General features: G+C 57.9%; 21 protein-coding genes. 14 read left to right on the plus strand and 7 right to left on the minus strand.

The features are described 5' to 3' along the window. The first annotated feature begins 10 nt into the window (after positions 1-10). The 10 genes from tssE (at position 11) to ACIOYV_RS07085 (ending at position 12,037) form a co-directional block, all read left to right on the plus strand. Positions 11-454 carry a type VI secretion system baseplate subunit TssE gene (tssE, locus tag ACIOYV_RS07040; protein WP_401322175.1) on the plus strand — a complete coding sequence of 148 codons (444 nt, stop codon included), beginning with the start codon at positions 11-13 and terminating at the stop codon, positions 452-454. Continuing rightward, positions 438-2,231, plus strand: a complete 1,794-nt coding sequence (tssF, locus tag ACIOYV_RS07045; RefSeq protein WP_401322178.1) for a type VI secretion system baseplate subunit TssF — start codon at positions 438-440, stop codon at positions 2,229-2,231. The genes tssE and tssF overlap by 17 nt, the downstream gene beginning before the upstream one ends. Next, the gene (gene tssG, locus ACIOYV_RS07050) at positions 2,195-3,220 is read left to right on the plus strand and encodes a type VI secretion system baseplate subunit TssG (RefSeq protein WP_401322181.1); all 1,026 of its coding nucleotides are present in this window, start codon (positions 2,195-2,197) and stop codon (positions 3,218-3,220) included. The genes tssF and tssG overlap by 37 nt, the downstream gene beginning before the upstream one ends. Positions 3,221-3,222: 2 nt before the next feature. Beyond that, positions 3,223-5,766: a type VI secretion system ATPase TssH gene (tssH, locus tag ACIOYV_RS07055; RefSeq protein WP_401322182.1), complete on the plus strand. Its 2,544-nt coding sequence runs from the start codon at positions 3,223-3,225 to the stop codon at positions 5,764-5,766. A 37-nt stretch (positions 5,767-5,803) separates the two neighbouring features. Next, a complete protein-coding gene (locus ACIOYV_RS07060; protein ID WP_401322185.1) occupies positions 5,804-6,499 on the plus strand; it encodes a hypothetical protein in 696 nt (231 codons plus the stop codon). A 79-nt stretch (positions 6,500-6,578) separates the two neighbouring features. Next, positions 6,579-7,391, plus strand: coding sequence for a hypothetical protein (locus tag ACIOYV_RS07065; protein WP_401322188.1), 813 nt, complete (start codon positions 6,579-6,581; stop codon positions 7,389-7,391). A 60-nt stretch (positions 7,392-7,451) separates the two neighbouring features. Then, a complete protein-coding gene (locus tag ACIOYV_RS07070) occupies positions 7,452-8,366 on the plus strand; it encodes an endonuclease/exonuclease/phosphatase family protein (protein WP_401322190.1) in 915 nt (304 codons plus the stop codon). A 78-nt stretch (positions 8,367-8,444) separates the two neighbouring features. Continuing rightward, on the plus strand, positions 8,445-9,443 hold the full coding sequence (locus ACIOYV_RS07075) for a hypothetical protein (protein WP_401322193.1): 999 nt from the start codon (positions 8,445-8,447) through the stop codon (positions 9,441-9,443). Between the two features lie 27 nt (positions 9,444-9,470). After that, positions 9,471-11,480 (plus strand): type VI secretion system tip protein TssI/VgrG, encoded by a 2,010-nt coding sequence (gene tssI / locus ACIOYV_RS07080; RefSeq protein ID WP_401322196.1) that lies wholly within the window; start codon positions 9,471-9,473, stop codon positions 11,478-11,480. Positions 11,481-11,494: 14 nt separating this feature from the next. Continuing rightward, positions 11,495-12,037, plus strand: coding sequence for a toxin-antitoxin system YwqK family antitoxin (locus ACIOYV_RS07085; RefSeq protein ID WP_401322199.1), 543 nt, complete (start codon positions 11,495-11,497; stop codon positions 12,035-12,037). A 134-nt stretch (positions 12,038-12,171) separates the two neighbouring features. Here the strand turns inward: ACIOYV_RS07085 and ACIOYV_RS07090 are convergent, their stop codons facing one another. Continuing rightward, positions 12,172-12,564: a DUF4280 domain-containing protein gene (locus ACIOYV_RS07090; protein ID WP_401322202.1), complete on the minus strand. Its 393-nt coding sequence runs from the start codon at positions 12,562-12,564 to the stop codon at positions 12,172-12,174. A gap of 188 nt (positions 12,565-12,752) precedes the next feature. On the opposite strand from ACIOYV_RS07090, the gene ACIOYV_RS07095 reads away from it, so the two are divergent. The 3 genes from ACIOYV_RS07095 to ACIOYV_RS07105 all read left to right on the plus strand — a co-directional run bounded on the left by ACIOYV_RS07095 (position 12,753) and on the right by ACIOYV_RS07105 (position 16,021). Beyond that, positions 12,753-13,820: a phosphotransferase family protein gene (locus ACIOYV_RS07095; RefSeq protein WP_401322205.1), complete on the plus strand. Its 1,068-nt coding sequence runs from the start codon at positions 12,753-12,755 to the stop codon at positions 13,818-13,820. Between the two features lie 38 nt (positions 13,821-13,858). Then, positions 13,859-14,626, plus strand: a complete 768-nt coding sequence (locus ACIOYV_RS07100) for an SDR family oxidoreductase (protein WP_054047414.1) — start codon at positions 13,859-13,861, stop codon at positions 14,624-14,626. A gap of 279 nt (positions 14,627-14,905) precedes the next feature. Then, positions 14,906-16,021, plus strand: coding sequence for a Gfo/Idh/MocA family protein (locus ACIOYV_RS07105; RefSeq protein ID WP_401322208.1), 1,116 nt, complete (start codon positions 14,906-14,908; stop codon positions 16,019-16,021). A 565-nt stretch (positions 16,022-16,586) separates the two neighbouring features. On the opposite strand, the gene ACIOYV_RS07110 is transcribed toward ACIOYV_RS07105, so the two are convergent. The 3 genes from ACIOYV_RS07110 to ACIOYV_RS07120 all read right to left on the minus strand — a co-directional run bounded on the left by ACIOYV_RS07110 (position 16,587) and on the right by ACIOYV_RS07120 (position 19,614). Next, positions 16,587-16,835 (minus strand): DUF1652 domain-containing protein, encoded by a 249-nt coding sequence (locus tag ACIOYV_RS07110; RefSeq protein WP_163909718.1) that lies wholly within the window; start codon positions 16,833-16,835, stop codon positions 16,587-16,589. Positions 16,836-17,028: 193 nt separating this feature from the next. Beyond that, positions 17,029-18,525 carry a helix-turn-helix transcriptional regulator gene (locus tag ACIOYV_RS07115; RefSeq protein WP_163909717.1) on the minus strand — a complete coding sequence of 499 codons (1,497 nt, stop codon included), beginning with the start codon at positions 18,523-18,525 and terminating at the stop codon, positions 17,029-17,031. Positions 18,526-18,687: 162 nt separating this feature from the next. After that, entirely contained in the window at positions 18,688-19,614 is a 927-nt protein-coding gene (locus ACIOYV_RS07120) for a transcriptional regulator GcvA (protein ID WP_401322212.1), read from the minus strand. A 196-nt stretch (positions 19,615-19,810) separates the two neighbouring features. On the opposite strand from ACIOYV_RS07120, the gene gstA reads away from it, so the two are divergent. Continuing rightward, a complete protein-coding gene (gstA, locus tag ACIOYV_RS07125) occupies positions 19,811-20,422 on the plus strand; it encodes a glutathione transferase GstA (RefSeq protein ID WP_401322213.1) in 612 nt (203 codons plus the stop codon). A gap of 147 nt (positions 20,423-20,569) precedes the next feature. Here the strand turns inward: gstA and ACIOYV_RS07130 are convergent, their stop codons facing one another. The 3 genes from ACIOYV_RS07130 to ACIOYV_RS07140 form a co-directional block, all read right to left on the minus strand. Beyond that, positions 20,570-20,827: a DUF6124 family protein gene (locus ACIOYV_RS07130; protein WP_401322214.1), complete on the minus strand. Its 258-nt coding sequence runs from the start codon at positions 20,825-20,827 to the stop codon at positions 20,570-20,572. Positions 20,828-21,344: 517 nt separating this feature from the next. Further along, positions 21,345-22,265: a bifunctional oligoribonuclease/PAP phosphatase NrnA gene (locus tag ACIOYV_RS07135; RefSeq protein WP_401322217.1), complete on the minus strand. Its 921-nt coding sequence runs from the start codon at positions 22,263-22,265 to the stop codon at positions 21,345-21,347. Continuing rightward, positions 22,265-23,458 carry a cysteine desulfurase family protein gene (locus ACIOYV_RS07140; protein ID WP_401322219.1) on the minus strand — a complete coding sequence of 398 codons (1,194 nt, stop codon included), beginning with the start codon at positions 23,456-23,458 and terminating at the stop codon, positions 22,265-22,267. The genes ACIOYV_RS07135 and ACIOYV_RS07140 overlap by 1 nt, the downstream gene beginning before the upstream one ends. Positions 23,459-23,484 lie beyond the last annotated feature (26 nt).

Consider the following 23,484-nt stretch of genomic DNA (forward strand, 5'->3'; position numbering starts at 1 on the left):
CGCGTCGGCCATGGCAGGCACCGGCATTCTTCCTCCGCTGTTCGAACGACTGTCCTCAAGCGACGCCGACACGGTGCAAGTGTTCGATCGCCAGGGCTTGCTCGACTCGGTGCAAACGGAGTTACTGCGCCTGTTCAACACCCGTCGCGGCCAACGCCCGTTGACCTCACCGCCGAGCATTCTCGACTACGGCATCGCTGACTGGACCGCCCTGCAACAGCAGCGCAGCGATGACCGTCGTCAGTTGGCGCGGGAAGTGCGCGAGGCCATTACCCATTTCGAACCGCGCCTGAAACTGGGCGAGGTTCAGGTCAATCCAGTCCCTGGCCATCCGCAGCAACTGAGCATTCGTCTGCTCGGCGAGTTGCGCAGCGGCCAGCAGCTCTGGCCCGTGGCATTTGTCATCGAGAAGGCCGGCGATGGCCTTGAGGTGCGTCATGAGCGACTCGATTGACCCGCAACTGCTCGACTACTACCAACGGGAACTGACCTGGCTGCGACATGCCGGGAGCATTTTCGCCGAACGTTATCCCAAGGTCGCCCGGCGCCTGGAACTGTCCCCCGGCGAATGCCCTGACCCACACGTCGAGCGCCTGCTTGAAGGCTTTGCGCTGCTGGCGGCGCGCCTGCAACGACGGCTCGACGACGACTACGCCGAATTCAGCGATGCGCTGCTGGAGCAACTTTACCCGTTGGCCATGCGCCCGTTGCCGTCCTGCGCGATCGTGCAATTCCAGCCAGACCCGAGCAAAGGCAACCTCGCCGGCGGCTATCCCCTGCCCCGGGACACACCGCTGTTCGTCACCACCAGCAAAGGCGAAAGCATCCACTTTCGTACGAGTGCCGCGGTTCAATTGTGGCCAGTGGAAATCAACGAAGCCCTGCTGCTGGGCAGCGATGAAGCCCAGGCCCTGACCGGTGTTCCCCAGGCCCGCTCGGCGCTGCGCCTGAGCCTGCGTTGCCTCGGTGAAAGCCAATGGTCGGAGCTGAACATCCAGCATTTGCGCATCCATCTGGCCGCCTCCCCGGTGGTCAACGCCTGCCTGTATGACCTGCTCGGCGCACATGCGGTGAACGTGTTGGCCGGGCCGGCGGGCAGCGTGCCGAAAGCGTTGATGGGGCTGCCGCAGATTGTCGGGTTTGCCAGCAATGAAGTCTTGCTGCCGGACGAAGACGGTGTGCATCCGGGCATGCGCCTGCTGGCCGAGTACTTTGCTTTCCCGGACAAATTCAACTTCTTCGACCTGCCCCTGGCCGGCGCCAGCAGCGACAGCCAGACGCTGTTTGTGTACATCGTCTTCGACCGCCCACCCACCAGCCGCATGCACCTTCAGGCCAGCGACATCGCCCTCGGTTGTGCGCCGGTGATCAACCTGTTCCCGCGCACTTCCGAGCCCCTGCGCCCGGACGGCACCCGCAGCGAGTATCGACTGGTGGCCGACAGTCACCGCGAAAACAGCGTCGAGATCCACAGCATCCGCGCGGTGCGCGCCACCACTCGCCAAGGCGTGCAACGGGTGCCGGCCTACTACGGCAGCCAGCACGGCGGCGGCGACAAACAGTGCTACTGGCACGCGCGACGGGTCAGCGGCATGACCCCGAATCGACTCGGCACCGACCTGTTGATGAGCCTGGTGGACACCCGACTCGATCCGCTCTCGGAAAAAGTCGAATACAGCCTTACCGCCGAGCTGCTGTGCACCAATCGACACCTGGCGCAAAGCCTTCCCGCCGGGACGCCGTTGGGTTTTGAGCGGCCGGGTCCGGTGGCCTGGGCGCGTCTGCGCAACCCGCCGAGCCCGCAGAGTCTGCCGCGACTGGACGGCGAATCGCGCTGGCGGCTGGTGTCGCAACTGACCCTCAATCATTTGTCGCTGGTCGAAGGGCCTCAAGCGTTGGACGCGCTCAAGGAAATTCTCCAGTTGCACAACCTGCGCGATGAGGCCAGTGCTTTACGGCAGATCGAAGGCCTGCTGAGCCTGAGTTGCGAGCGGGTCATCGGCCATGTCGGCGAAGACGCCTGGCGCGGTTGGCGCAATGGGCTGGAGGTGCAACTGCAACTCGATGCGCAGCATTTTGTCGGCAGCAGCGCGGTGTTGTTTTCGGCGGTGCTGGCGCAGTTCTTTTCCCTGTATGCCACGGCCAATCGCTTTGTGCGCACGGTGCTGGTCCAGTCAGACAAGGAGGTGAAAACATGGCAACCCCAAGCCGGCATGCCGCTTTCCCTCTGAACCTGAGTGAAAAGCTGCGCCGCGATCCGCAGGCGTTTGAGCTGTTGCAAGCGCTGTTGCTGCTGGAGCGTGAACACCCGCAGGCTGAATCCCTGGGCAGCGGCACCTCGCCCCAGGCAGAAGCCATTCGCCTGCGCGGGCCGTTGACGCCACTGTTCGCCGCCAGCGAAATCGAAAGCCTGACTCAGCAAACCGATGAGCAACCGGTCCTCAGCACACCGGTGTTCGGCCTCGGTGGCCCCGACGGCCCCCTGCCCTACGCCTATCAGGAATGGCTGCAACAACGGGCTCGGGCGAAGGATCACGCACCGGCGGAATTCCTCGACCTGTTCCAGCACCGCTTGTTGAGCCTGTTGTACAAGGTGATGCGCAAACACCGGATCGCCATTGGCTTTACGGTGCCCGGCGCCTCGCCGGTCCAGTCTCAATTGCGCGCACTGACCGGGCTGCTGCCCAAAGCCTTGCAGGAACGCGGGGCCATGCCCGACTCGGCGGTGTTGGCGTGCAGCGCGTTGTTCGCTGACGGGCGCCGCTCCCTCGCCGGTTTCGCCGCCGTAGTGCGCGAACATTTCGAACTGCCGGTGGAACTCAGCGCCTATGAAGGCGCCTGGCGCGAGATCCCGCCCGCCAGCTGCAGCCGCATGATTCCAGGCGGGCGCAATCTGCAACTGGGTCGCACGGCAGTGGCCGGCACTCGGGTCTGGGATGAACACGCAGGTTTCAGAATGACCCTCGGCCCGTTGTCCTCGGCCCAGGCTGCAAAGTTTTTGCCGGACGGCGAATCCCACCCGGCACTGGCCAGCCTCAGCGCTCTGTACTTCGGCCCGGACCTGGATTGCACTTTGGTGTTACTGGTGCGCGGCGCCGGCCCGATGAAACTCGGTCGCGAGGCGCCGCCACTGCTGAGCTGGAACGGTGGTTTGCAACGTCAGACCAGCCTCGCCGTGCAACGCATCGAAACCCGTCTTCGTCAGCTGGAGATCACCTGAACATGGAACTGGCCAGCCTGATCGGACGCCTCAACCCGGACAACCGCCGCGCTCTGGAACGGGCTGCGCAACGCTGTCTGCAACGGGGTCATCATTACGTCGAAATCGAGCACTTGCTACTGGAACTGCTGGACATCGAGGGCGGTGACTTTGCTTATCTGCTGCCGCGTTTCGGCCTGGAACGCGATGCCCTGACCGCCGAAATCAACAAGGCTCTGGAGCTGTTCAAATCCGGCAGCACGCGCACGCCGGCGTTGTCGACCCACACCACCGGGTTGCTGGAAGACGCAGTGGTTCAGGCCAGCGTATTGGGGCTGGACAGCATTCGTTCGGGCTTGCTGCTGTTGGCGTTGATCGACCGCGACGAGCGCCGCAGCTTGTTGCTCAACAGTGCGTCGTCGCTTTTGAAGATTCCTCGCGAAGCGCTGCGTAGCAACTTGCTGGAATGGACCGAAAGCTCTCGCGAACATGTCGGCGGTGTGCGTTCGGTTAGTTCGGGTAACTCGCCGCCCAAACAGGATTCGGTGCTGGACCAATACACCCAGGACCTGACCGCCGATGCGCATGCCGGGCGCATCGATCCCATCGTCGGGCGCGACGGCGAGATTCGTCAGTGCATCGACATCCTGCTGCGTCGCCGGCAGAACAACCCGATCCTCGTCGGAGCGCCGGGTGTGGGCAAGACTGCGGTGGTCGAAGGCCTGGCCCTGCGCATCGCCGCCGGGGATGTGCCGCCGTCGTTGCAGGAAGTCAGCCTGCGAGTGCTCGACCTCGGTTTGTTGCAGGCTGGCGCCGGGGTTAAAGGCGAGTTCGAACAACGGCTCAAAGGTGTGATCGACGCGGTGCGCAGTGCGGAAAAACCAATCATCCTGTTCATCGATGAAGCCCACACCTTGATCGGAGCCGGTGGCGCGGAAGGTGGCAGCGACGCGGCCAACCTGCTGAAGCCGGCCCTGGCCCGTGGCGAGTTGCGCACCCTGGCGGCGACGACCTGGCTGGAGTACAAAAAATACTTCGAGAAAGACCCCGCCCTTGCCCGGCGTTTTCAACTGGTGCAAGTCGAGGAACCGGACGAAATCACCGCCGTGGAAATGCTCCGTGGCGTAGCGGCGAAACTGGAACAGCATCACGGTGTGCAGGTGCTCGATGCGGCGATTCACGAAGCGGTGAAATTGTCCCATCGCTACATTTCCGGTCGGCAGTTACCGGACAAAGCCATCAGCGTGCTCGACACCGCATGCGCCCGGGTTGCCCTCGGTCAGCATGACGTTCCGCCCCCGCTGGAAAGTTTGCGGCATCGACAAAACAGCCTCAAGGATGAAGTCGAACGTCTGCGCCGGGAACAGGCCACCGGGCTCGATCACCGCGAGCGCATCACCCTGCTGGAAAGCGAATCCATCAGCAACGTGCAGGCGATTCGCGAACTGGAAACCCGCTGGAATGAAGAACGGGTCGCCGTGCGTGAACTGCTGGAAACCCGCCGCGAGCTGCTGGCCTTGAGCGAGCGTGCCGACAGCGATAAACCCGACGAAAACATCGACAGCCGCATCGATCACCTGGCCGCCGAACTGGTGCGCCTTGAAGCCGGCCTCGACGCGATTCGCCAGGACGATCCGCTGGTGCCGGAACAGGTCGACACCAAAACCGTCGCAGCCGTGATCGCCGGCTGGACCGGGATCCCGGTCGGCAAAATGCTCGCCGACGAAGCCCACGCCGTGCGCACCCTCGGCCAGCGCATGGGCCAGCGCGTGATGGGCCAAAGCATCGCCCTCGGCACCATCGCCCAACGCTTGCAGGCCTACCGCGCCGGCCTCACCGATCCGCAAAAACCGGTCGGCGTGTTCCTGCTGGTCGGCCCCACGGGCGTGGGCAAAACCGAAACCGCCTACGCCCTGGCCGACGCCCTGTACGGCGGCGAACGCAACCTGATCAGCATCAACCTTTCCGAATACCAGGAAGCCCACACCGTCAGTCAACTCAAAGGCGCCCCGCCTGGTTATGTCGGTTATGGCAGCGGCGGCGTGCTCACCGAAGCCGTGCGGCGCAAACCGTATTCGGTGGTGTTGCTGGATGAGATTGAGAAGGCCCACCCGGACGTATTGGAGGCTTTTTATAACGTCTTCGATAAAGGCGTGATGGAGGACGGCACCGGGTTGGTGGTGGACTTCAAGAACACCGTGATGCTCGCCACCAGCAATGTCGGGGCGGAGTTGTTGCTGGATACGCCCGTCGCGCAACTGGGCACCGATGCGTTTAACGAAGCGTTGCATAAGGTGCTGTTGCAAGCATTCAGACCGGCGTTTTTGGCGCGGATGACGGTGGTGGCGTATCGGCCGCTGGATGAGGCGACGCTGGAAGGGATTGTGTTGGCCAAGCTTGAGAAGTTGCGCGGTCGGTACAAAGCCGCGACCGGCAAGCAGTTTGAGTTTGATGCCGGGATTGTGCAGGCGGTGTTGGCCAAGTGCAGTGCTGCCGGGGCACGGGATGTCGAGAATGTGTTGATGACGCAGGTGACGGGGAAGTTGGCGGAGTGGGTGTTGGAGTGACCACTGCCGAAGACACACTGGAAAAAAGGAGCCTCCGATGCCGTTAGGTCACTGGGGAAAAAATCTAAAAAGAAAAAATTTCAGCGAAATAACTTATCTCGGCATTTATTCCTTGCTGATGTTTTGGTGCATGAAAAATGACAATTACGATTTTGACAGCGTTGAGACCAAAAGGGACTTTGCTGCCCTGAAAGAGACGGAGCGCAAGCTTCTGGAAACCGATTACCTAGCACAAACCATGGGCAATTGCGGCGCACTGGCTAACTATTTCCTGGAATACGGTGAAAAGCTGGCCTCTGTCAAAACCCCGCTCAAGCATATTACCGACACGTTCGAGAGCAACCCGTGCGGTGTCTTCCGGGTTTCCGTCGGCCAGTCACATACCTTTATAGGAATCAAGAGCACCGATCCTTCATGTCCTATAGAGCTGCTTCAAGCCTGGGAAAACGAATACACGATCGATGACTGGTTGAGCCGAAATGACAATGTGTTTGCCGTGCCGGACTTTCTGGAATTACTGGAAAACCTTTCTGACGTGGCTACTTACAAGGCAGCTTCGAACAGGCTGTTTAAAACGAAAAATAAAGGCGGAGTCGCCCAGCAAGTAAAAATCACGTCATTTGCCTTCAAGAAATTTGAAACTGTCGAGGCGTTGAATGGCTTTTTCACACTGGAAACAACACCGCCCGAGCATGTAGCGCTCAAAGGGGGCAAGTATGAATGGGATGCCTGACCGCAGGTGCAGATATAAAAAGTCGACTGACGGCGCATAGGCCCAACCTCAATGACCTGGATGATGAAAGGAAGCAATCATGCCTAACCTGCTTGATGAAGCCGCACAAATTGCCTTGGCGATTCTATACACCTACCATCATGTCGATGTCAGGGTCGAGGCGCCCACCAAAGCGACTGTCCAGGCAGCGGCGGATCAAGCGCGAGCAACTTATCAAGGGCCCGGAAAACCTCCGAATGCCCCAAAAGCACTGGCGACGGCCCAGGCCCACGCTGTCGCAACCATCAATCACGAAATCACAACACTGAAAAGCGAGCGAGGGGATGCTCTGGTGGCTCATGTCTCCGACAACTTGCTACTTTACAAAGGCTCAGAGATTGATCTGGATACGGTGGCCATCACCGCACAGGGCACCACACTCTACATGGCCTGCAACTTCAAAGTTCGCAGAAACAAACCCTCCGACCAACTCAGTTCGATAGGAAACTTCAACTACTTCCGGTTCAACAAAGTTGATCCGGCGGTGTTTAGTGCCATTGCCGGTGACGTCTGGAAAATGCTGGACGAACAACCGAGAGAGCGCATGGGAGAGTCGCGGGCAAGGCACATGAACGCCATCGAGTTCATCAGCACCATAGAGGAGGCTACCGATGCTTATCAATCAGCCGCCCCTCACGCGGAAATGCAGATAATCAGTTATCTATACCGGCAGAACCTGAGCTTTATGGATTTGTACATGGGCGTCTCGAAACAGTGTTGTAAAAAATGCGCCATTATCCTTGACGCCTTGACTGTTAAATACAATGACCAACACGACAATACCGTTAAAAACTGGTTTCACCCTAAAGCGCTCAGTACCACCAGCATTATGACGGCACCTCGCTGGGCCTGATGCCCGGCGCGAAAACCGACATGCACTTTTGCTCAACAAGCCCATAAGAAGGAGCGTTGCATGTACTCAATCATGATCTGGAACGCCCAGCACTTTGATAACCAGAAGGCACAGCTTTCCAGTGCCTACACCGAAAAGAAAAAGTTCCTTGATTATTACATCGCGCAGAAAAAGCCCGACATTATCGCCCTGTTCGAAGTGGGCAAGACCGGAACGGTCAACGAGAGTCTCATCAGCGACTTGATGGACAGTTACTCACCCGTTGCCTTACTGGAGCAGGAGGGTGGAAAAAAGAAACATACAACACTGGGTTCGATGGTGTTGATTCGAAACGCTATCGCATCAGAGTTCGACGATGTGACGGGGCGCTATATCCTTTCACACACAGAACAACGGGCGCCGCTGATCATTCGGCACAAGAAGACCACTTATGGCTTTGCTTTTTATCACGCCAACGCCTCCTTCATGGCGCCCAGCAACATTGTTGATACGGTGGGCTTCATTGAAAGCAATGCCGAAAACTTGGGAATAAAGGGATTACTGTTTTTTGGCGGCGATTTAAATGTAATTGCTTCAGAGGCATCAAACGACATACTCGGCATGACCAAACTGTTGCCAAACGGCGCCGGATTCACGCATGTGAGCGTGCGTAATGTCACGTTGCAAAGAGCAACTAATGAACTTCGAGACCTGCATGAACGAGGGCTGTATAGAAACAATACGCCACAGTCGTACTTGCAAGAATACATGATGGCCCAGGGCATAGAAAAATGTGAGCTGCAGCCGATCTTGTTATTACTTGACTATGCTTATGTGCACCATCCAAACGCCTGGAAAGCTGTGTGCGAAGGCAGTTTGCATGTTAAAAGCGACGGCGACGGCAATGTAGTGGCCGTCGTGCCACTTTGCGCGGGCCAACCAATTCGAAGCGATCATTTCCCTGTGTTGTTCACCCTCAACGCCACACTCGGATGACTGGCCGCTCACTGGGTAAACAGGACAATGAATACCCCATGAGCAACACAATAAGGAAAGCTTAATCAAGGAACGCAGATGAACACACTATCGGCGACTAACCCCTCTCACTTGTGCATCCTCAGTTCAGTGCTCACCGTCATTGGCAAGAATATAGACTCCAAAGGAGAGGAAATTACCGAAATCCAGGCCTACACGAACACCGGCGGCAATATCATCTACGTGGCCGGCAACCCAGGTGAGTCAAAATACGTGCACCTGGCCTGCTGCGTGTTGCTGGATACAATAAAATCCGGCCCTACCAATGTTAAAACCATCATGGAAGCGACACGTCTGCTGCATATTATGTTTTCAAGAGATGCGGACAAAGCCATCTCTAAAATCCCCCGATACAGCGAAGAAAACAAATGGCTGCAATCGGCGCGTAACGGCAACCTCAACGGCGACTGGACGACCCCTCAAGATATAAAGGCAATAAAAGCCCGATTGATGCCAGCGCCCGTAGCTCCGCCTAAAAAGCCCGGAAAAGCAAAAGGCGCGTCCACCACGGATACACCGGATGAAAATACGCTGGTGATCAAGCTCACCGAAGGCCAAATAGCGGGCGTCATGGCAACCCTCGATAAGTTATCCGAAAAAAACTACCCGATTGAACCCATCAAGAAACTGACAACATTAAAGAAAACCATCACCTACGATGAACCCGAATCACTCGTCTGCATCGCCAGCACCACCTCCCATGCAGAGATAACGCTGATGATGGCCGCCATCACAGGCAAGGGCTATGACCTGTCCATAAAGGGCAACCTTGGAGGCAAGAAAAGACCCTGTGTGGCCTGTGAAAGTTGGTTCTCCGAATTCACCGCTGCCACCGGACATGTCTTCGACCCCAGCCTGGCCGATGAGCGAGATTTCAGCACGGTCGATTCGGAGAATCGCTCACAGGGCTCAGCCCATGACAACTGGGAACCCCCGACGTTTGCCGATCCGGGAAACAACGTTGCTTTTAACGCGCTAAAACTTCAATTCGCGACTATTCCTCTAAGGTCAGGGAAACCGATGTTGGGTTTCAAGTAAATCAATGACTGCCAGCGAGTCTGATTAATGTCCCGCGCCACCGACAGCAACACCAGCCTTTCCCTCACCGCCACTTCACTGTCGGCGCTTTACCCTGAATCATTGTCTGGCGAGGAAGCCCTCAACTCACTCGGTTCACAAATCCTTAACGGCCTCAACGACGGCGCCTCCCTCAGCCTGACCACCGCCGTCGCCACCCACGTCACCACCACCCTGCACAACGACGCCCTGCTCCGCCCCTTTGACGCGCTGGTCGCCGAAATCCGCCAACTGCCCGCCGACGCCACCGCCGAGCGCTATCAACTGGTGCTACGCCCATGGCTGTGGTGGTTGACCCTCGCCAGCAACAACCGCGTGTTCCAGAACCTCAGCACTTCGGACATCGTCACCACGATTTTCAAGGCTCACGGCTTTACCGATTTCAAGCTGTCCCTGACCGGCAGCTACACCCCGCGCGAATACTGCGTGCAGTACGGCGAAACCGATTTCGCCTTCGTCTCGCGGTTGCTGGAAGAAGAAGGAGTTTTCTGGTTTTTCACCCACGACGACGGCAAGCACACCTTGGTGCTCGGGGACAGTAACGACGCCTTCCCGCAGATCCCCAACGGGCCGACCGTCACCTATCTCGGCCAGCAGTTGGGCGAGCGCGAGTTGCATGGCATTCGCTCCGGCCAGGTCTGCATGCAAGCGGTCGCCGGGGTGTATCGCGCGACGGATTACGAGTTCACCACGCCGACCACGTCGCTCTACGGCCAGGCCGAAGCCGTCGCCGGGCCGCTGTCTATGTACGAGCATCCGGGCGGCTATAACGCCAAGGCGCGGGGCGACGCGTTGACCAAGCAGCGAGTCGATGGGTTGCGCAGTCAGGAGAAACGTTTTATCGGTGAAAGCGACTGTCGCTGGCTGGTGCCGGGGCATTGGTTCACCCTCGCGGGGCACGATGATGCGAGCCTGAATATCGATTGGGTGGTAACGGCGGTCACCCACGAAGCCAGTCACGAAAACTATCGAAATCGCTTTGAAGCGATCCCCAAAGCCACGCGGTTTCGTCCGGCGCGGACCACGCCAAAACCACGGATGCATACGCAAACCGCGATCGTCGTCGGCAAGTCCGGCGAAGAGATCTGGACCGATGAATACGGCCGGATCAAGTTGCAGTTTCCTTGGGATCGCGACGGCAAGAATGACGAAACCAGTTCCTGCTGGGTGCGGGTCGTGTTGCCCTGGAGCGGCAAGGGTTTCGGCATGCAGTTCATCCCGCGCATCGGCCAGGAAGTGATCGTGACCTTTATCGATGGCGACCCCGATCGGCCGCTGGTGACCGGTTGCGTCTACAACGGCGACAACGCCCTGCCCTACGCGCTGCCGGCGAATCAGACCCAGTCCGGGATCAAGACCCAGTCGTCCAAGGGCGGTGGCGGGTTCAACGAATTGCGTTTCGAGGACAAGAAGGATGCCGAAGAGGTGTTCTTGCAGGCGCAGAAGGATTTCAAGATCAACGTGCTCAACGACACCACCGCCACGGTCGGCCACGACGAAACCCTGACCGTGCAAAACGCGCGCACGCGTACGGTGAAGGACGGTGATGAGACGGTGACGCTGGAGAAAGGCAAACGCAGCGTGACGATCCAGACCGGCAGCGACACGCTCGATGTGAAGGACAGCCGCACGGTGACTGTCGGCGCTGATCAGACCCACAGCACGGGTGGCAACTATGAGCACAAGGTCACCGGCAATTACAGCCTGACGGTGGACGGCAATCTGACGATCAAGGTATCCGGCACGCTGACCCTGCAAAGTGGCGGCAGCTTCAGCATTAAGAGTGGCGCCGATTTGGCGGCGGAGGCCAGCACGTCAGTCACGCAAAAGGCCGGCACATCCTTGAGCAATACCGCCGGCACTTCGCTGACCAATAAGGCCGGCACCACGCTGACCAATGACGCCGGGGTCAGCCTGATGAACAAGGGCGGCGCCGAGCAGACCGTGGACGGCGGCGGCATGCTGACCATCAAGGGCGGGTTGGTGAAGGTCAACTGAGGAGGTTTACGACGATGTCATCCAACAAAGTGGACCTGGACCGTGGTGACAGTCACATGGACGGGCGTCTGGTCGATGAGCGCCTGGAAGGCCCGTTGCATATCAAGGAAGCCGGGCGGCCCCAGGCGGATCTGAATTACAGCCAGGGGGAATTGCAGGGCACCAGCTTGCTGTATCACCCCAACGGCAAGGTCTCGGCGCATTTGCCCTTTGTGCGGGACAAATTGCAAGGCGTCGCCAGTTTCTATGCGCCTGAGGGTTGGTTGCAGCGCAAGGCCAGTTACCGCCGGGGTTTGTTGCATGGTGAGGCGAATAATTACTTCCCGGACGGGCAATTGGCCGAGGCCGAGTTTTATCGCGACGGTGTGCGTGAGGGGCGTTATCAGCGTTTTCATCCCAACGGTAAACCGGCGGTGGATGCGCGGTATTTGAATGGGCAATTGGTGGAGCCGGAGCGGGGTTTTGCCAACGATGGGCGACCGCTGGATGCCGAGGGCAAGCCGATTTCCCGGGTGCGTTGGTGGGTTCGGCGGTGGACGGATCCCGAGCAGGTTTGAATTTTGTGTTGGTAGTGAGGGCCTCTTCGCGGGCAAGCCTCGCTCCTACAGGTTTTGTATTGCCCGCAATCGACACATAACCCTGTAGGAGCGAGGCTTGCCCGCGAAGAGGCCAGCAAAGACAACAAAAATCCTCAGGGAATGAGCATCTGCATCTGCCCCGGCATGGCGATTTTGATCACGCCTGCCCAGTTGCACATCAGGATGCTGTTGGCGTCCAGCGCCGGCATGTTGCCCAGCAGCACGGTTGGCGCGCCGGGGAGCCATGGCGAGGTGGTGGCCGGGATGCAGGGCATCGGGGTCAACACGCCGAGGGCCGCTGCGGTGGCGGCCGCGACCATCGGGTTGGCCATGCTCATGCACACGCCGAAAGGCATGACGTTGACCAACGGAATGTGGTCCATGATGTTGGCGGCCGGCATGCCGCCGGTCAGGGTTCGGTTCACCGGCAACACGTTGAGCACGGCGGGTGCCGCGCCGAAACTGCATTGCAGGGTGGCGGTGGCACAGACTTGCGGACAGCCCATTTCTAAGCTCCTTCCTGGAAACACTGCATCCCCAGAACCATAGACCGCCGCGCCGGTTCTCGCATCAGGAACGCTGATTATCCAGCAACACGCTAACCTATAAGACCGAGCCGCGCTTGTGGCACGCCCGTCTCACCATTAGATTAGCCAATGATGTCTGGCCTCCAAAATAAGCAGAAGGGATAAGCATGGCGCTTACTGACCAGTCCACCCGTATCCGCTCCGGCGAAGAACTCGATGCCAGCCTGATCGATCCGTACCTCAAGGCGCATATTCCGGGCTTGAGTGGCGAACCTGTGATCAGCCAGTTTCCTGGCGGCGCGTCGAACCTGACCTACTTGCTGGAATACCCCGAACAGGAATTCGTCCTGCGACGTCCGCCGTTCGGCCACAAGGCCAAGTCCGCCCACGACATGGGCCGCGAGTTCCGCATTCTCAACCAGCTCAAGGACGGCTTCCCGTACTGCCCCAAGGCCTACGTGCACTGCACCGACGAATCGGTGATCGGCGCCGAGTTCTATGTGATGGAACGGGTCAGCGGCATCATCCTGCGCTCGGAACTGCCGCCGGAACTGGGCCTGGATTCGGCCAAGACCGAAGCGCTGTGCAAAAGCTTTATCGACAAGTTCGTCGAGTTGCACCGGGTCGACTACAAGGCCTGTGGACTGGCCGATCTCGGCAAACCCGAAGGCTACGTTGCACGGCAGATCAAAGGCTGGAGCGAACGCTACGAGAAAGCCCTGACCCCCGACGCGCCACAGTGGGAAGCGGTCAAGGCCTGGCTCAACGACAAGATGCCGGCCGATCACCCAACGTCGAGCATCGTCCACAACGATTACCGCTTCGACAACGTGATCCTCGACCCGAACAACCCGATGGAGATCATCGGCGTGCTCGACTGGGAACTGACCACCCTCGGCGACCCGCTGATGGATTTGGGCAACACCCTCGCCTACTGGATCGAGGCCGGCGACCCGGCACCGGTGCAACTGATGCGCCGCCAGCCAAGCCATGCGCCAGGCATGCTGACCCGCCGCGAATTCGTCGATTACTACGCCGAACGCTCAGGCATCCAGATCGACAATTTCGACTTCTACTACACCTACGGCCTGTTCCGCCTGGCCGGTATCGTGCAGCAGATTTACTACCGTTTCTTCCATGGTCAGACCCAGGACAAACGCTTCGCGCAGTTCATTCACATGAACAAACTGCTGGAGCAGATGAGCTTGCAGGTCATTTCGAAATCCAGTCTCTGATCCAGGCTGTCTAATAAGACTTTTTATAAGAGAATCCCATGTCCAAGACTCAGTTGTTCGACCTCGACGGCAAGATCGCTTTCGTCTCCGGCGCCAGCCGTGGCATCGGAGAAGCCATCGCCAAACTGCTGGCCCAGCAAGGCGCCCATGTGATCGTGTCGAGCCGCAAACTCGACGGCTGCCAACACGTGGCCGACGCGATCATTGCCGCCGGCGGCAAAGCCACTGCCATCGCCTGCCACATCGGTGAGATGGAACAGATCACCCAAGTCTTCGCTGCCATCCGCGAACAGTTCGGGCGCCTGGACATTCTGGTCAACAACGCCGCGACCAACCCGCAATTCTGCAACGTGCTGGACACCGACCTCAGCGCCTTCCAGAAAACCGTCGACGTGAACATCCGCGGCTACTTCTTCATGTCGGTGGAAGCCGGCAAGCTGATGCGCGACAACGGTGGCGGCAGCATCATCAACGTGGCGTCGATCAACGGCATTTCGCCTGGGATCTTCCAGGGCATCTATTCGGTGACCAAGGCGGCGGTGATCAACATGACCAAAGTCTTCGCCAAGGAATGCGCGCAATTCGGCATCCGCTGCAACGCCCTGCTGCCGGGCCTGACCGACACCAAGTTTGCGTCGGCGCTGGTGAAGAACGATGCGATTCTGAAGACCGCACTGCAGCAGATTCCGCTGAAGCGCGTGGCGGATCCGAGTGAGATGGCGGGCGCAGTGTTGTATCTGGCGAGTGATGCGTCGAGCTATACGACTGGGGTTTCGTTGAATGTGGATGGTGGGTTTTTGTCCTGATTTGATTCGCCGGGTACATGAAGGCAGCCTCAGGGCTGCCTTTTTTGTTGAGTTTGAGGGCCCCTTCGCGAGCAAGCCCGCTCCCACAGGGGATTAGGGCTGGCTGCAAATATCGCATCCGCGCAGATCCAATGTGGGAGCGGGCTTGCTCGCGAAGCAGGCAACTCGGTCTCACAGACCCGCTCAACGCAAAGAAATTTAATTCCAACATTTGCAAATAACGAATATTTATTCCATAAATAGCCTTCCTGAAAACAAAAATCCAAAAGGACCCCGGCTATGCGCGAACTTGGTATCGGACTCATCGGCACAGGTTTCATGGGCCGTGCCCACGCCCTGGCGTTTCGTAACGTCAGTGCGGTCTTCGAGCTGCCCTTGAAGCTCAAACTCGCCGCCCTGGCCGATGCCGATCCACAGCGCGCGCGGCAGTGTGCCGAGGCCTGGGGTTTCGACGGCGCCCACAGCGACTGGCAACTACTGATCGACGACCCGAAGGTCAACCTGATCGCCATCACCACGCCCAATCATCTGCACTACCCCATGGCCATGGCCGCCCTCGCCGCTGGTAAACCGGTGTATTGCGAAAAGCCTTTGGCGGTGAGCCTCGAACAGGCCAACGCCATGCGCCTGGCGGCCAAAGCGGCGGGTGTGGTGACGCGGGTTGGTTACAACTATCAGCACAACCCGATGATTGGTCTGGCGCGGGAACTGATTCAGAACGGCGAGTTGGGCGACCTCATCAGTTTCCAGGGTGAGTTCAGCGAAGATTTCATGGCCGATGCCGCCTCGCCCTGGTCCTGGCGTTGCGACGCCGCGCATGCCGGTGGTGCGCTGGCGGACCTGGGCAGTCATTTGCTGGCGATGGCGCGCTATCTGATGGGCGATGTCGAAGCGGTGTGCGCCGACACCCAGACTGTGCACCGGCAGCGCCCCGCCGCTGCCGGCAGCCGGGAACAACGCAGCATCGCGGTGGACGATCAGGTGCATGCGCTGCTGCGGTTTGCCAATGGCGCCCGGGGCACGTTCAGCAGCAGTTGGCTCAAACACGGCTACAAGAATCACCTGAGTTTCGAGATCAGCGGCACCAAAGGCACCCTCGCCTTCGATCAGGAACGCTTGAATGAATTACGCCTGTTTCGTGCCGGTCAGGATGGCTTCCAGCGTTTGCTGGCGGGGCCGAACTTGCCGGGCTACGCGGCGTTCAGCCCGGCGGCCGGGCATCAGCTCGGCTACAACGAACTCAAGACACTGGAAGTGCACGATCTGGTGATGGCGTTGGCCGGGTTCAGCCAGGGCGGGACAGATTTCGAGCAGGCGTGGGAAGTCGAGCGATTGGCGACCGCGATACGTCTGGCTGCCGACGAGTCGCGCTGGGTCAGGATTGAAGAGGTGTAAGGCCTGTGTGGCGAGGGAGCTTGCTCCCTCGCCACAGGTTATTCAGTGTCCGCTTGATTATTGAGTCACGCAGCGGGTGGTCGTGGTAGTTCGAGTCACCTGCTCGTCCTGGCGAGCGTCGCCCATCACATCGGTATTATTCAGGGTTTCACAGGTACGTTCAGGCGGTGGCGGTGGTGTCACGGGGGGCGGAGGTGGTGGACTGGCACAACCACTGAGTATCAACGCGCAAAATGCGAGCGACAGTGGCGTAAAAACGCGTTTCCCAAGACTGTTCATAGGCAGACCTGCGGTGGGTAATCGACGTATTTCCGCGACACAAAAAAACACCGCGCAGCCGCGGACCGGTCACAGAAAAATAAGTACCACGCATTTCTTATAGCCTAGCTATCGGCCAATGCCAGTAAACACCATGAAACGAGGGGGATGTATCGATCACAAATGGCGAGAACACCATCAATCTACTGTGGGAGCGGGCTTGCTCGCGATGACGGTGTATCAGTCAACAATGATGTTGAATGTGATGGCCTCATCGCGAGCAAGCTCGCTCCCACAGGGGTATGACTTACGAAGTTTCGGGGCGATGCAAGCCATTGCTCTCAAGCTCATACCGCAGCTCTTCGATTAATGCGACCACTGCATCCGGGGTCCTGAGGTTCGCCACACTCAACCCGCTGACCACCAGATCCACCTGGCCAGACGCCGGGTGATAGAGCTTCACGGTCAAGGAGTTGTCGCCCGTGAGCGTGCATTCACAAGCCAGCGGCGAAAAACTGCGCTCCAGTTGAGCACGCAACTGCGCTAGATAAATCATCCGATTCACCCGACCAACACTGCTTGATCGAACACTTTATTGAATTTTTGATAAGCCATCTGGCTGTTCCTCTAGCTGTTTCGAAGGGGACGCGATAGCGCTCCGAAGACGCCTTTCGCACCCTGACAGACTAAGAACTGTCGCCCCCCTTCAGAACATCCATTTGCACCCTCCCCACTAGTGCATTTGCACCTTATCGCTGGCCCTTTGGTCGCCACTCGCTGGAGAACAAACCACGCTCCCGCGCCCAGACAATCGCCTCGCTGCGACTGTGCACATCCAGCTTCGAATACACCGTGGAAACGTGATTGCGCACGGTGTTCGGTGCCAGTTTCAACCGCGCGGCGATTTCCTTGTCGGCCAGGCCTTCGCAGATCAGCCCGAGCACGTCGCGCTCCCTGGCCGTGAGGTCGGTGAACGACACGCTGGGCAACTTCGGCGAGTTGACGCTCTTCACGTTGGCGAGTTTTTCGATCAGGGTGCGACTGAACCAGGAGGCGTCTTTCATCACCTCTTCAATTGCCGACACCAGCTCCAGCTCGGTGCGTTTGCGTTCGGTGATGTCCATAAACACCAGCAGGTAGCAGGGGCTGTCCTGGATATTCACAGTGTCGGCGGACACGGTGCACTCGATCAGTTCGGCGCCCTTCTTGCGCACCTGCACATCAACACGATCCAGGCTGCCGGCCTTCTCCAGCGCGGCGAACAGTCGCGTGCGGGTACTTTTGTCATCAATAAAATCGACCTCGGTCACGGTCTTGCCGAGGACTTCCTCGCTGGGGTAGCCCAGGGTATCGAGGAAGGCTTCGTTGACGTCGATCACCAGCTGATTCTCGGCGCTGCACACCAGCGTCGGCACCGGCGTCAGGCGAAAGGCCTTGGCGAAACGTTCCTCGCTCTGGCGCAGGGCGAGTTCGACCTTGTAACGCGGCTCCATGTCGACGAACGAAAACAGCATGCAGTCTTCTTCGTTGAGCTCCAGAGGCTGCCCAGCCACGATTACCTGCTTAGTGCTGCCATCCGGCAATTTCAGCTCGGCCTGCATCTGCGGAATGGTCGAATGCTGGCGCAGGCGCTCGATCGCCAGGTCTTTCTTTTCCGCGCCTTCCAGGATGTCCAGCTCATAGATCGACACGCCAATCACCTGGTCACGGCTATAACCGGTCATTTCCTGGAAGCCCTGATTGACCTTGATGTAGCGCAAATCGCTGAGACGGCAGATCACCGCCGGGGCCGGGTTGGCGTTGAAGGTTTTCTCGAAACGCTGCTCGGCGCTGGCCCATTCGGTGACGTCGCTCATGATCAGCACCAGGGATTCCGGCTCACCGGCGCCGTTAGCAAGCCCCATGCTGCGTACGCTATGGACCCGCATGCGTTCTTCGTCGTCGGCCGGCATCACTTCCACCAGCACATCACTGAAAATCTCGCCCCGGGCGATCCGGTTGATCGGGTAATTGTCCGCCGGCACCGGGTGATTGTTGCGATAGCGCAAGGCGAAGCGCTGGGCGTACTCCTCGGCATTGGCGCCCAAATCGCCAATCTGGCTGACCCCGTGCATGGCCAGCGCGGCGTCATTGGCCCAGAGAATGGTCTGGTCAAGCTCAAGCAAAATCACCCCATCGGACAAACCGGCGATGATCTGCTGCAACTGCCGACGATTGGTTTCGGTGGTCAGGACGTCCTGGCTCATTGGATCTCCACAAATTGCGGCGGCGCTGTTACGCGCCGCCCTGTGAAGATTACGACCGCGGGGGATTACGATCGTGCAACCGAACCAGCTCAATGCTCGTGGCGGACACGCTCCATGCAGCGTTTGAAGATACAGACTGTGGTCGTTTTGGCTGTCGGGAAATCAACTTAGAATTTCATTGATTTTGGGGGTGTCCGAGCTCTTCACCAAATCAATCAACCAGGTTCTAAAGGCCACGACTTTTTTCGAGTTGGCTAACTCAATCGGGGTCACGAGATAAAAGCCGAGGTCGGACTTTAACCTCAGATCAAACGGTGCAACCAATCGACCGGCCTGCAGATCATCATCAACGTAAGTTGAGCGTCCAATGCAAACGCCCAAACCGTCGATGGCCGCTTGTACCGCCATCATCGCCAGGTCAAATGTCAGTCGCGTGTCTTCGGCGAGTTTTTTTGGTTGTCCGGCGGCACTCAACCAGATATTCCAGTCGTTACTGGTCATCCCGCTGACTTGCAACAGTGTCTGATTGGCCAGGTCAGCCGGACTTTTCAAGGCGTTTGGACCGGTCAACAACTTGGGACTGCACACTGGAAAAACTTCATCGGACATCAGCCAGTCGGCGCGCAACCCCTTCCACTCACCAAAACCGTAACGGATCGCGGCGTCGATTCCACCCTTGCGAAAGTCGACCAGTTCGGTGGAAGCCGTGACACGCACATCAATAGTGGGAAACGCTTCCTGGAATGACGCCAACCGGGGCAACAGCCATTTAGAGGCCAATGAAACCAGAGTGCTGATGGTCAACACGCTGTTGTTGCAGGTGTCCATCAACCTTTCTGTTGAATAGCGTATTTCCTGAAAGGCAGAACGAATGCCGGGCAAGTAAGAGTGCCCCTCACTGGTCAATGCCAAGCCGTCCTTTAGTCTCAAGAACAGTCGGATACCCAGTTCATCTTCGAGTCGTCGAATCTGATGGCTGATCGCAGTTTGAGTGACGTTCAACTCTTCTGCCGCTTTGGTAAAACTCATATGCCGGGCTGCACACTCGAAAGCTCTCAACCCATTGAGGGACGGAATTCTGGTGGCCATACGTCTTGATGATACTCATGAGATTTTGTCATAAGGTAGCAGCCAAGAAGTCCATTGCGAAATGTTTCAGCTATCGCGGATCCTAGCGTCGCCTGGCATCCAACCAAGATGTCCAGAGCAGTGTTCACAGGCGTATTCCACGACTCTGGAACGCGACACGCCCGTTAAGCCACTCCCCCTTTATAAGGAAATAAACATGAAGCTGTACTTCGCCCCCATGACTTGCTCGTTGTCCCCGCACATCGTGCTGCGCGAATTGGGTCTTGCCTTCGAGTTGATCCGTATCAACAACAAGACCAAGCAAACCGCTGACGGGCGCAACTTCCTCGACATCAATCCCAAGGGCTACGTGGCCGCCCTGGTACTGGACAACGGTGACGTGCTGACCGAAGGGCCGGTGATCATCCAGTACCTGGCCGATCTGGTGCCGGGCAACATACTGGCACCGGCCAATGGCAGTTGGGAGCGGGTTCGCCTGCAAGAATGGCTGAACTTCATTTCGTCAGAGATTCACAGCGGTTGCGCTCCACTGTTCAACACCGATTTCCCGGAAGCCACCAAGACTGTTTTCCGGAAAAAGCTGTTCCAGCGCTTTGAATACCTGAGCGAGGCGCTGGCCAAACGTGACTACCTGATGGGCACCTTCGGCCTGGCCGACGGCTATCTGTTCACCGTCCTCAAATGGTTGCCGTTCTTCAAGATCGACATCAAGGACTGGCCGGTATTGGCCTCGTTCATGGACCGGATCGAAGCACGCCCGAGCGTCCAGGCTGCCATTGCTGCAGAAGAGGCAACGCAGCCGATTTAACCGCCACGGCTGATTGAGTGACGCCGTTGTTTTTAAGGCATACGCAAAACCTGTGGGAGCGAGCCTGCTCGCGAAAGCGGTGAATCAGGCAACACAAATGTTGAATGTTCTACCGTCATCGCGAGCAAGCTCGCTCCCACAATGGACCTAGTCTGCCTGTCCTGGCGGGTCAAGATTATCCAGCGCCCGGTTCACTGTCAGCTCGCCCAACATGATGATCTGAGCAATGCCAAGCAGTGTGTTGCGGTGCGGGCCTTCGAGGAATCCCGCCAGATCACTGGCCATGACGTTGGCCGAGGCTAATGATTCACAGGCATGGGCCAGCAACGATTCGGTGTTGATGTCGGGGGAAACGAAGAAGAATGGACTGGGTTTGCGCGGGGGGTTGGGGGTGTCTTTGAACATGGTGAAGCTCCTCCTAAGTGGAGCCATCTTGGCTTGTCGCTAAACAAGTTAAGGTGGCGGCTGAACGCAGGTTAGCGAACCGGTAGAAGGCACCCGGTAGACCCGAAGATCTCCCGCGCACAGCCGCCATAACTCAAATTGCACATAAAAAGAATGCAATCGGGTTTGGTGCTTTTGCGCGCTTTCTAGACGGGTCGCTAAACCCGATCGCTGAACATTCAGCGACCCGGAGATGATAAAGACCCGATACAAGGCGCAAAAGCCGGCGGATTCTGGCTTAGTTGTAGGCAAAGGCACAAGGCGATGTAGCCTCGCTTTCCCCCTCGTAGGAAAAGTCTTTAGCTACAAGATTTTTCGATGATGGCGGCCAGAGCGGTCAGGAAAAATGAACCGAAAGATCAAAAGATCGCAGGCTCCGCCAGCTCCTACAGAAATTGCATACAACACGAAACATCGGATGTACCTGATTCCTGTAGGAGCTGGCGAAGGCTGCGATCTTTTCGGCGCACTGATTTAGTTACGCTCTGATCGAAGCAGCCAATCCCATCGCAACCAATTCTTTGCGCAAGATAGCCCGTTCAAAGACAAGCATCCCGGACTGACAACAGACCTGCAGCAAATCGCTTAACTTCTGCTGACTGATAATAGGTCCCGCCAGAAAATAACTCCTGCGCTCGCTAATACTGATGACATTCAGCAGCCAGTCATCCCCTTGTACCGCCAGCCATTCAGAGATCGTTTGACGATGCAGCTGAATCAATGCCTTGGCATTCCACACCGTCATCTGCGCAAACGCCTGAGGCAGACCTGTTTCCGGTTTCATCCGTTTCATGTCCGCCGCCAACGCTGCGGCAAGATCAGATTCGATCATCGACTGGCATTCGAGGAAATACAGTTCAGGCCAGTCTTCGGGCAGTTTGGCGTACCGCATCAGCGTCTCATACGCCCGGATATCCGCCTCAGTGACCTGTCGCCCGGTGAAGTTCATCGTGTTGTCGAGGATCGCCGTCGCCAGCAGGGCTGCGCTTTGCTCGCTGATTTGCGGCAATAACCCTGCCGCTTCCCAACGCTCAAACACCTGCGTCGCCGCAGCGCCAATCCGCCGAATGTCAGCGGCGCGGCCCAGTTTCTGCGTCCAGTAATGCTCGAAACCTGGATGGTGATCGATCACTTCCACTACCTGATCGAGCACCACCAGCGGATCAAAATGATCATAGTCAGAGACGTCCACCAGCACGAATTCATCGCCGGCCACGGGCAGGTAGTCGTCCAGGGTAACCGGCCAGTCGAGGACGGTTTTCGAGACACTGGCATTGGGCGCCGCGCTACTGACCGCGCGCGCCGCGACGCCTTGAAGATTGAGTAATTCGGCATAGGCAATCGCGCAGGCGTACGCGTCAATATCCAGATAGGCCGAACCTGATGTGACCACTTTCATCACAGTTGTGCCATCGATTGCTGTGGATGATCCGCGCAGGTCAGGCTTAGCGCTTGTGCGAAACCTTCGATAATCCGTTCGTAGGCAAATTGGCAATGCTCTTCGTCAATGGAAATGCGCAACGTGCTACTGGCCATTCGCTCGGGGTATCCCAGTTGAGTGACAGTATGGGAAACACTGTTCTTTTTGTCGGAACACGCCGACCCGGTAGTGATGTAGATCCCCCGGTTGTTCAACGCCCATTGCAACTTTTTGGTATTGACCCCTGGTAGTGCGACGAAGCTGACACACGGTATGCGTGAGGCATGCTGACCGATCACGACGACGTCCCCAAGCAACGCTTGCAGCCGACACTCGAACGCCGCTCGGGCCTGCTGAGCCAAGGCATTACCGAATGAAAACTTGGTCTGTTTCTCCAAAAGTGCCGTTTCTATCGACAGGATACCTGGGTAGTTCTGGGTGCCACCGCGCAGCCCACCTTCCTGACCACCGCCGGCGATCAGAGGCGACAAACCGTAACGGTTCCTCGCGTACAGAAACCCGGCACCAGGCAATGCGCCGAATTTATGTCCGGATGCAACAGCAAAATCGACGCCGCTGGCATGCAGATCTACTGCGATTTTGCCAATCGCCTGGGTCATGTCCGAAAAGAACAATCCACCGTAGGTCTTTACCAGATCGGCGATCGGCTCGATGGGCTGAATCACCCCGGTTTCGTTATGCACCGCCATGACGCAAACCAGTATCGGACGACCCTCATGGGTTTCCAGCAACTGCTTCAATTGTTCGGTATCGAGCAATCCATCTGCGTGATGCCCGATTTCCAAGGCTTGCAGACCCTCCAGGCAGTAGCGCTTGATGTTCTGCAACGTACAGGAATGCTCGATCACAGAGTGGAGTACCAGCGGCTGGTCATGTTTATAGCGTTCGAAAAAATCATGAAATACCTGCGCGCAACCTTCACTGGATCCACTGTTGAATATCAGGCAGTCGGCGTCGACGCTCAAGAGACTGGCAATCGTCCCGCGCGCCCGCTCCACACGCTCCAGCAAATGAACACCGAGGGCGTGATTGGCATTGGGGTTGGCGCATTGTTTTGTCGAAAACAACATTTGAAGCATGTCGCTTACACTCTTTGAAACCGGCGCCGAACCACACACATCTGCATAAATAGCATCCACAGCAATATCCATATCAAACACTTCCAGTTTTCTGTTTT

The organism is Pseudomonas sp. NPDC087342, assembly GCF_044744265.1.
Taxonomy (GTDB): domain Bacteria; phylum Pseudomonadota; class Gammaproteobacteria; order Pseudomonadales; family Pseudomonadaceae; genus Aquipseudomonas; species Aquipseudomonas nunensis.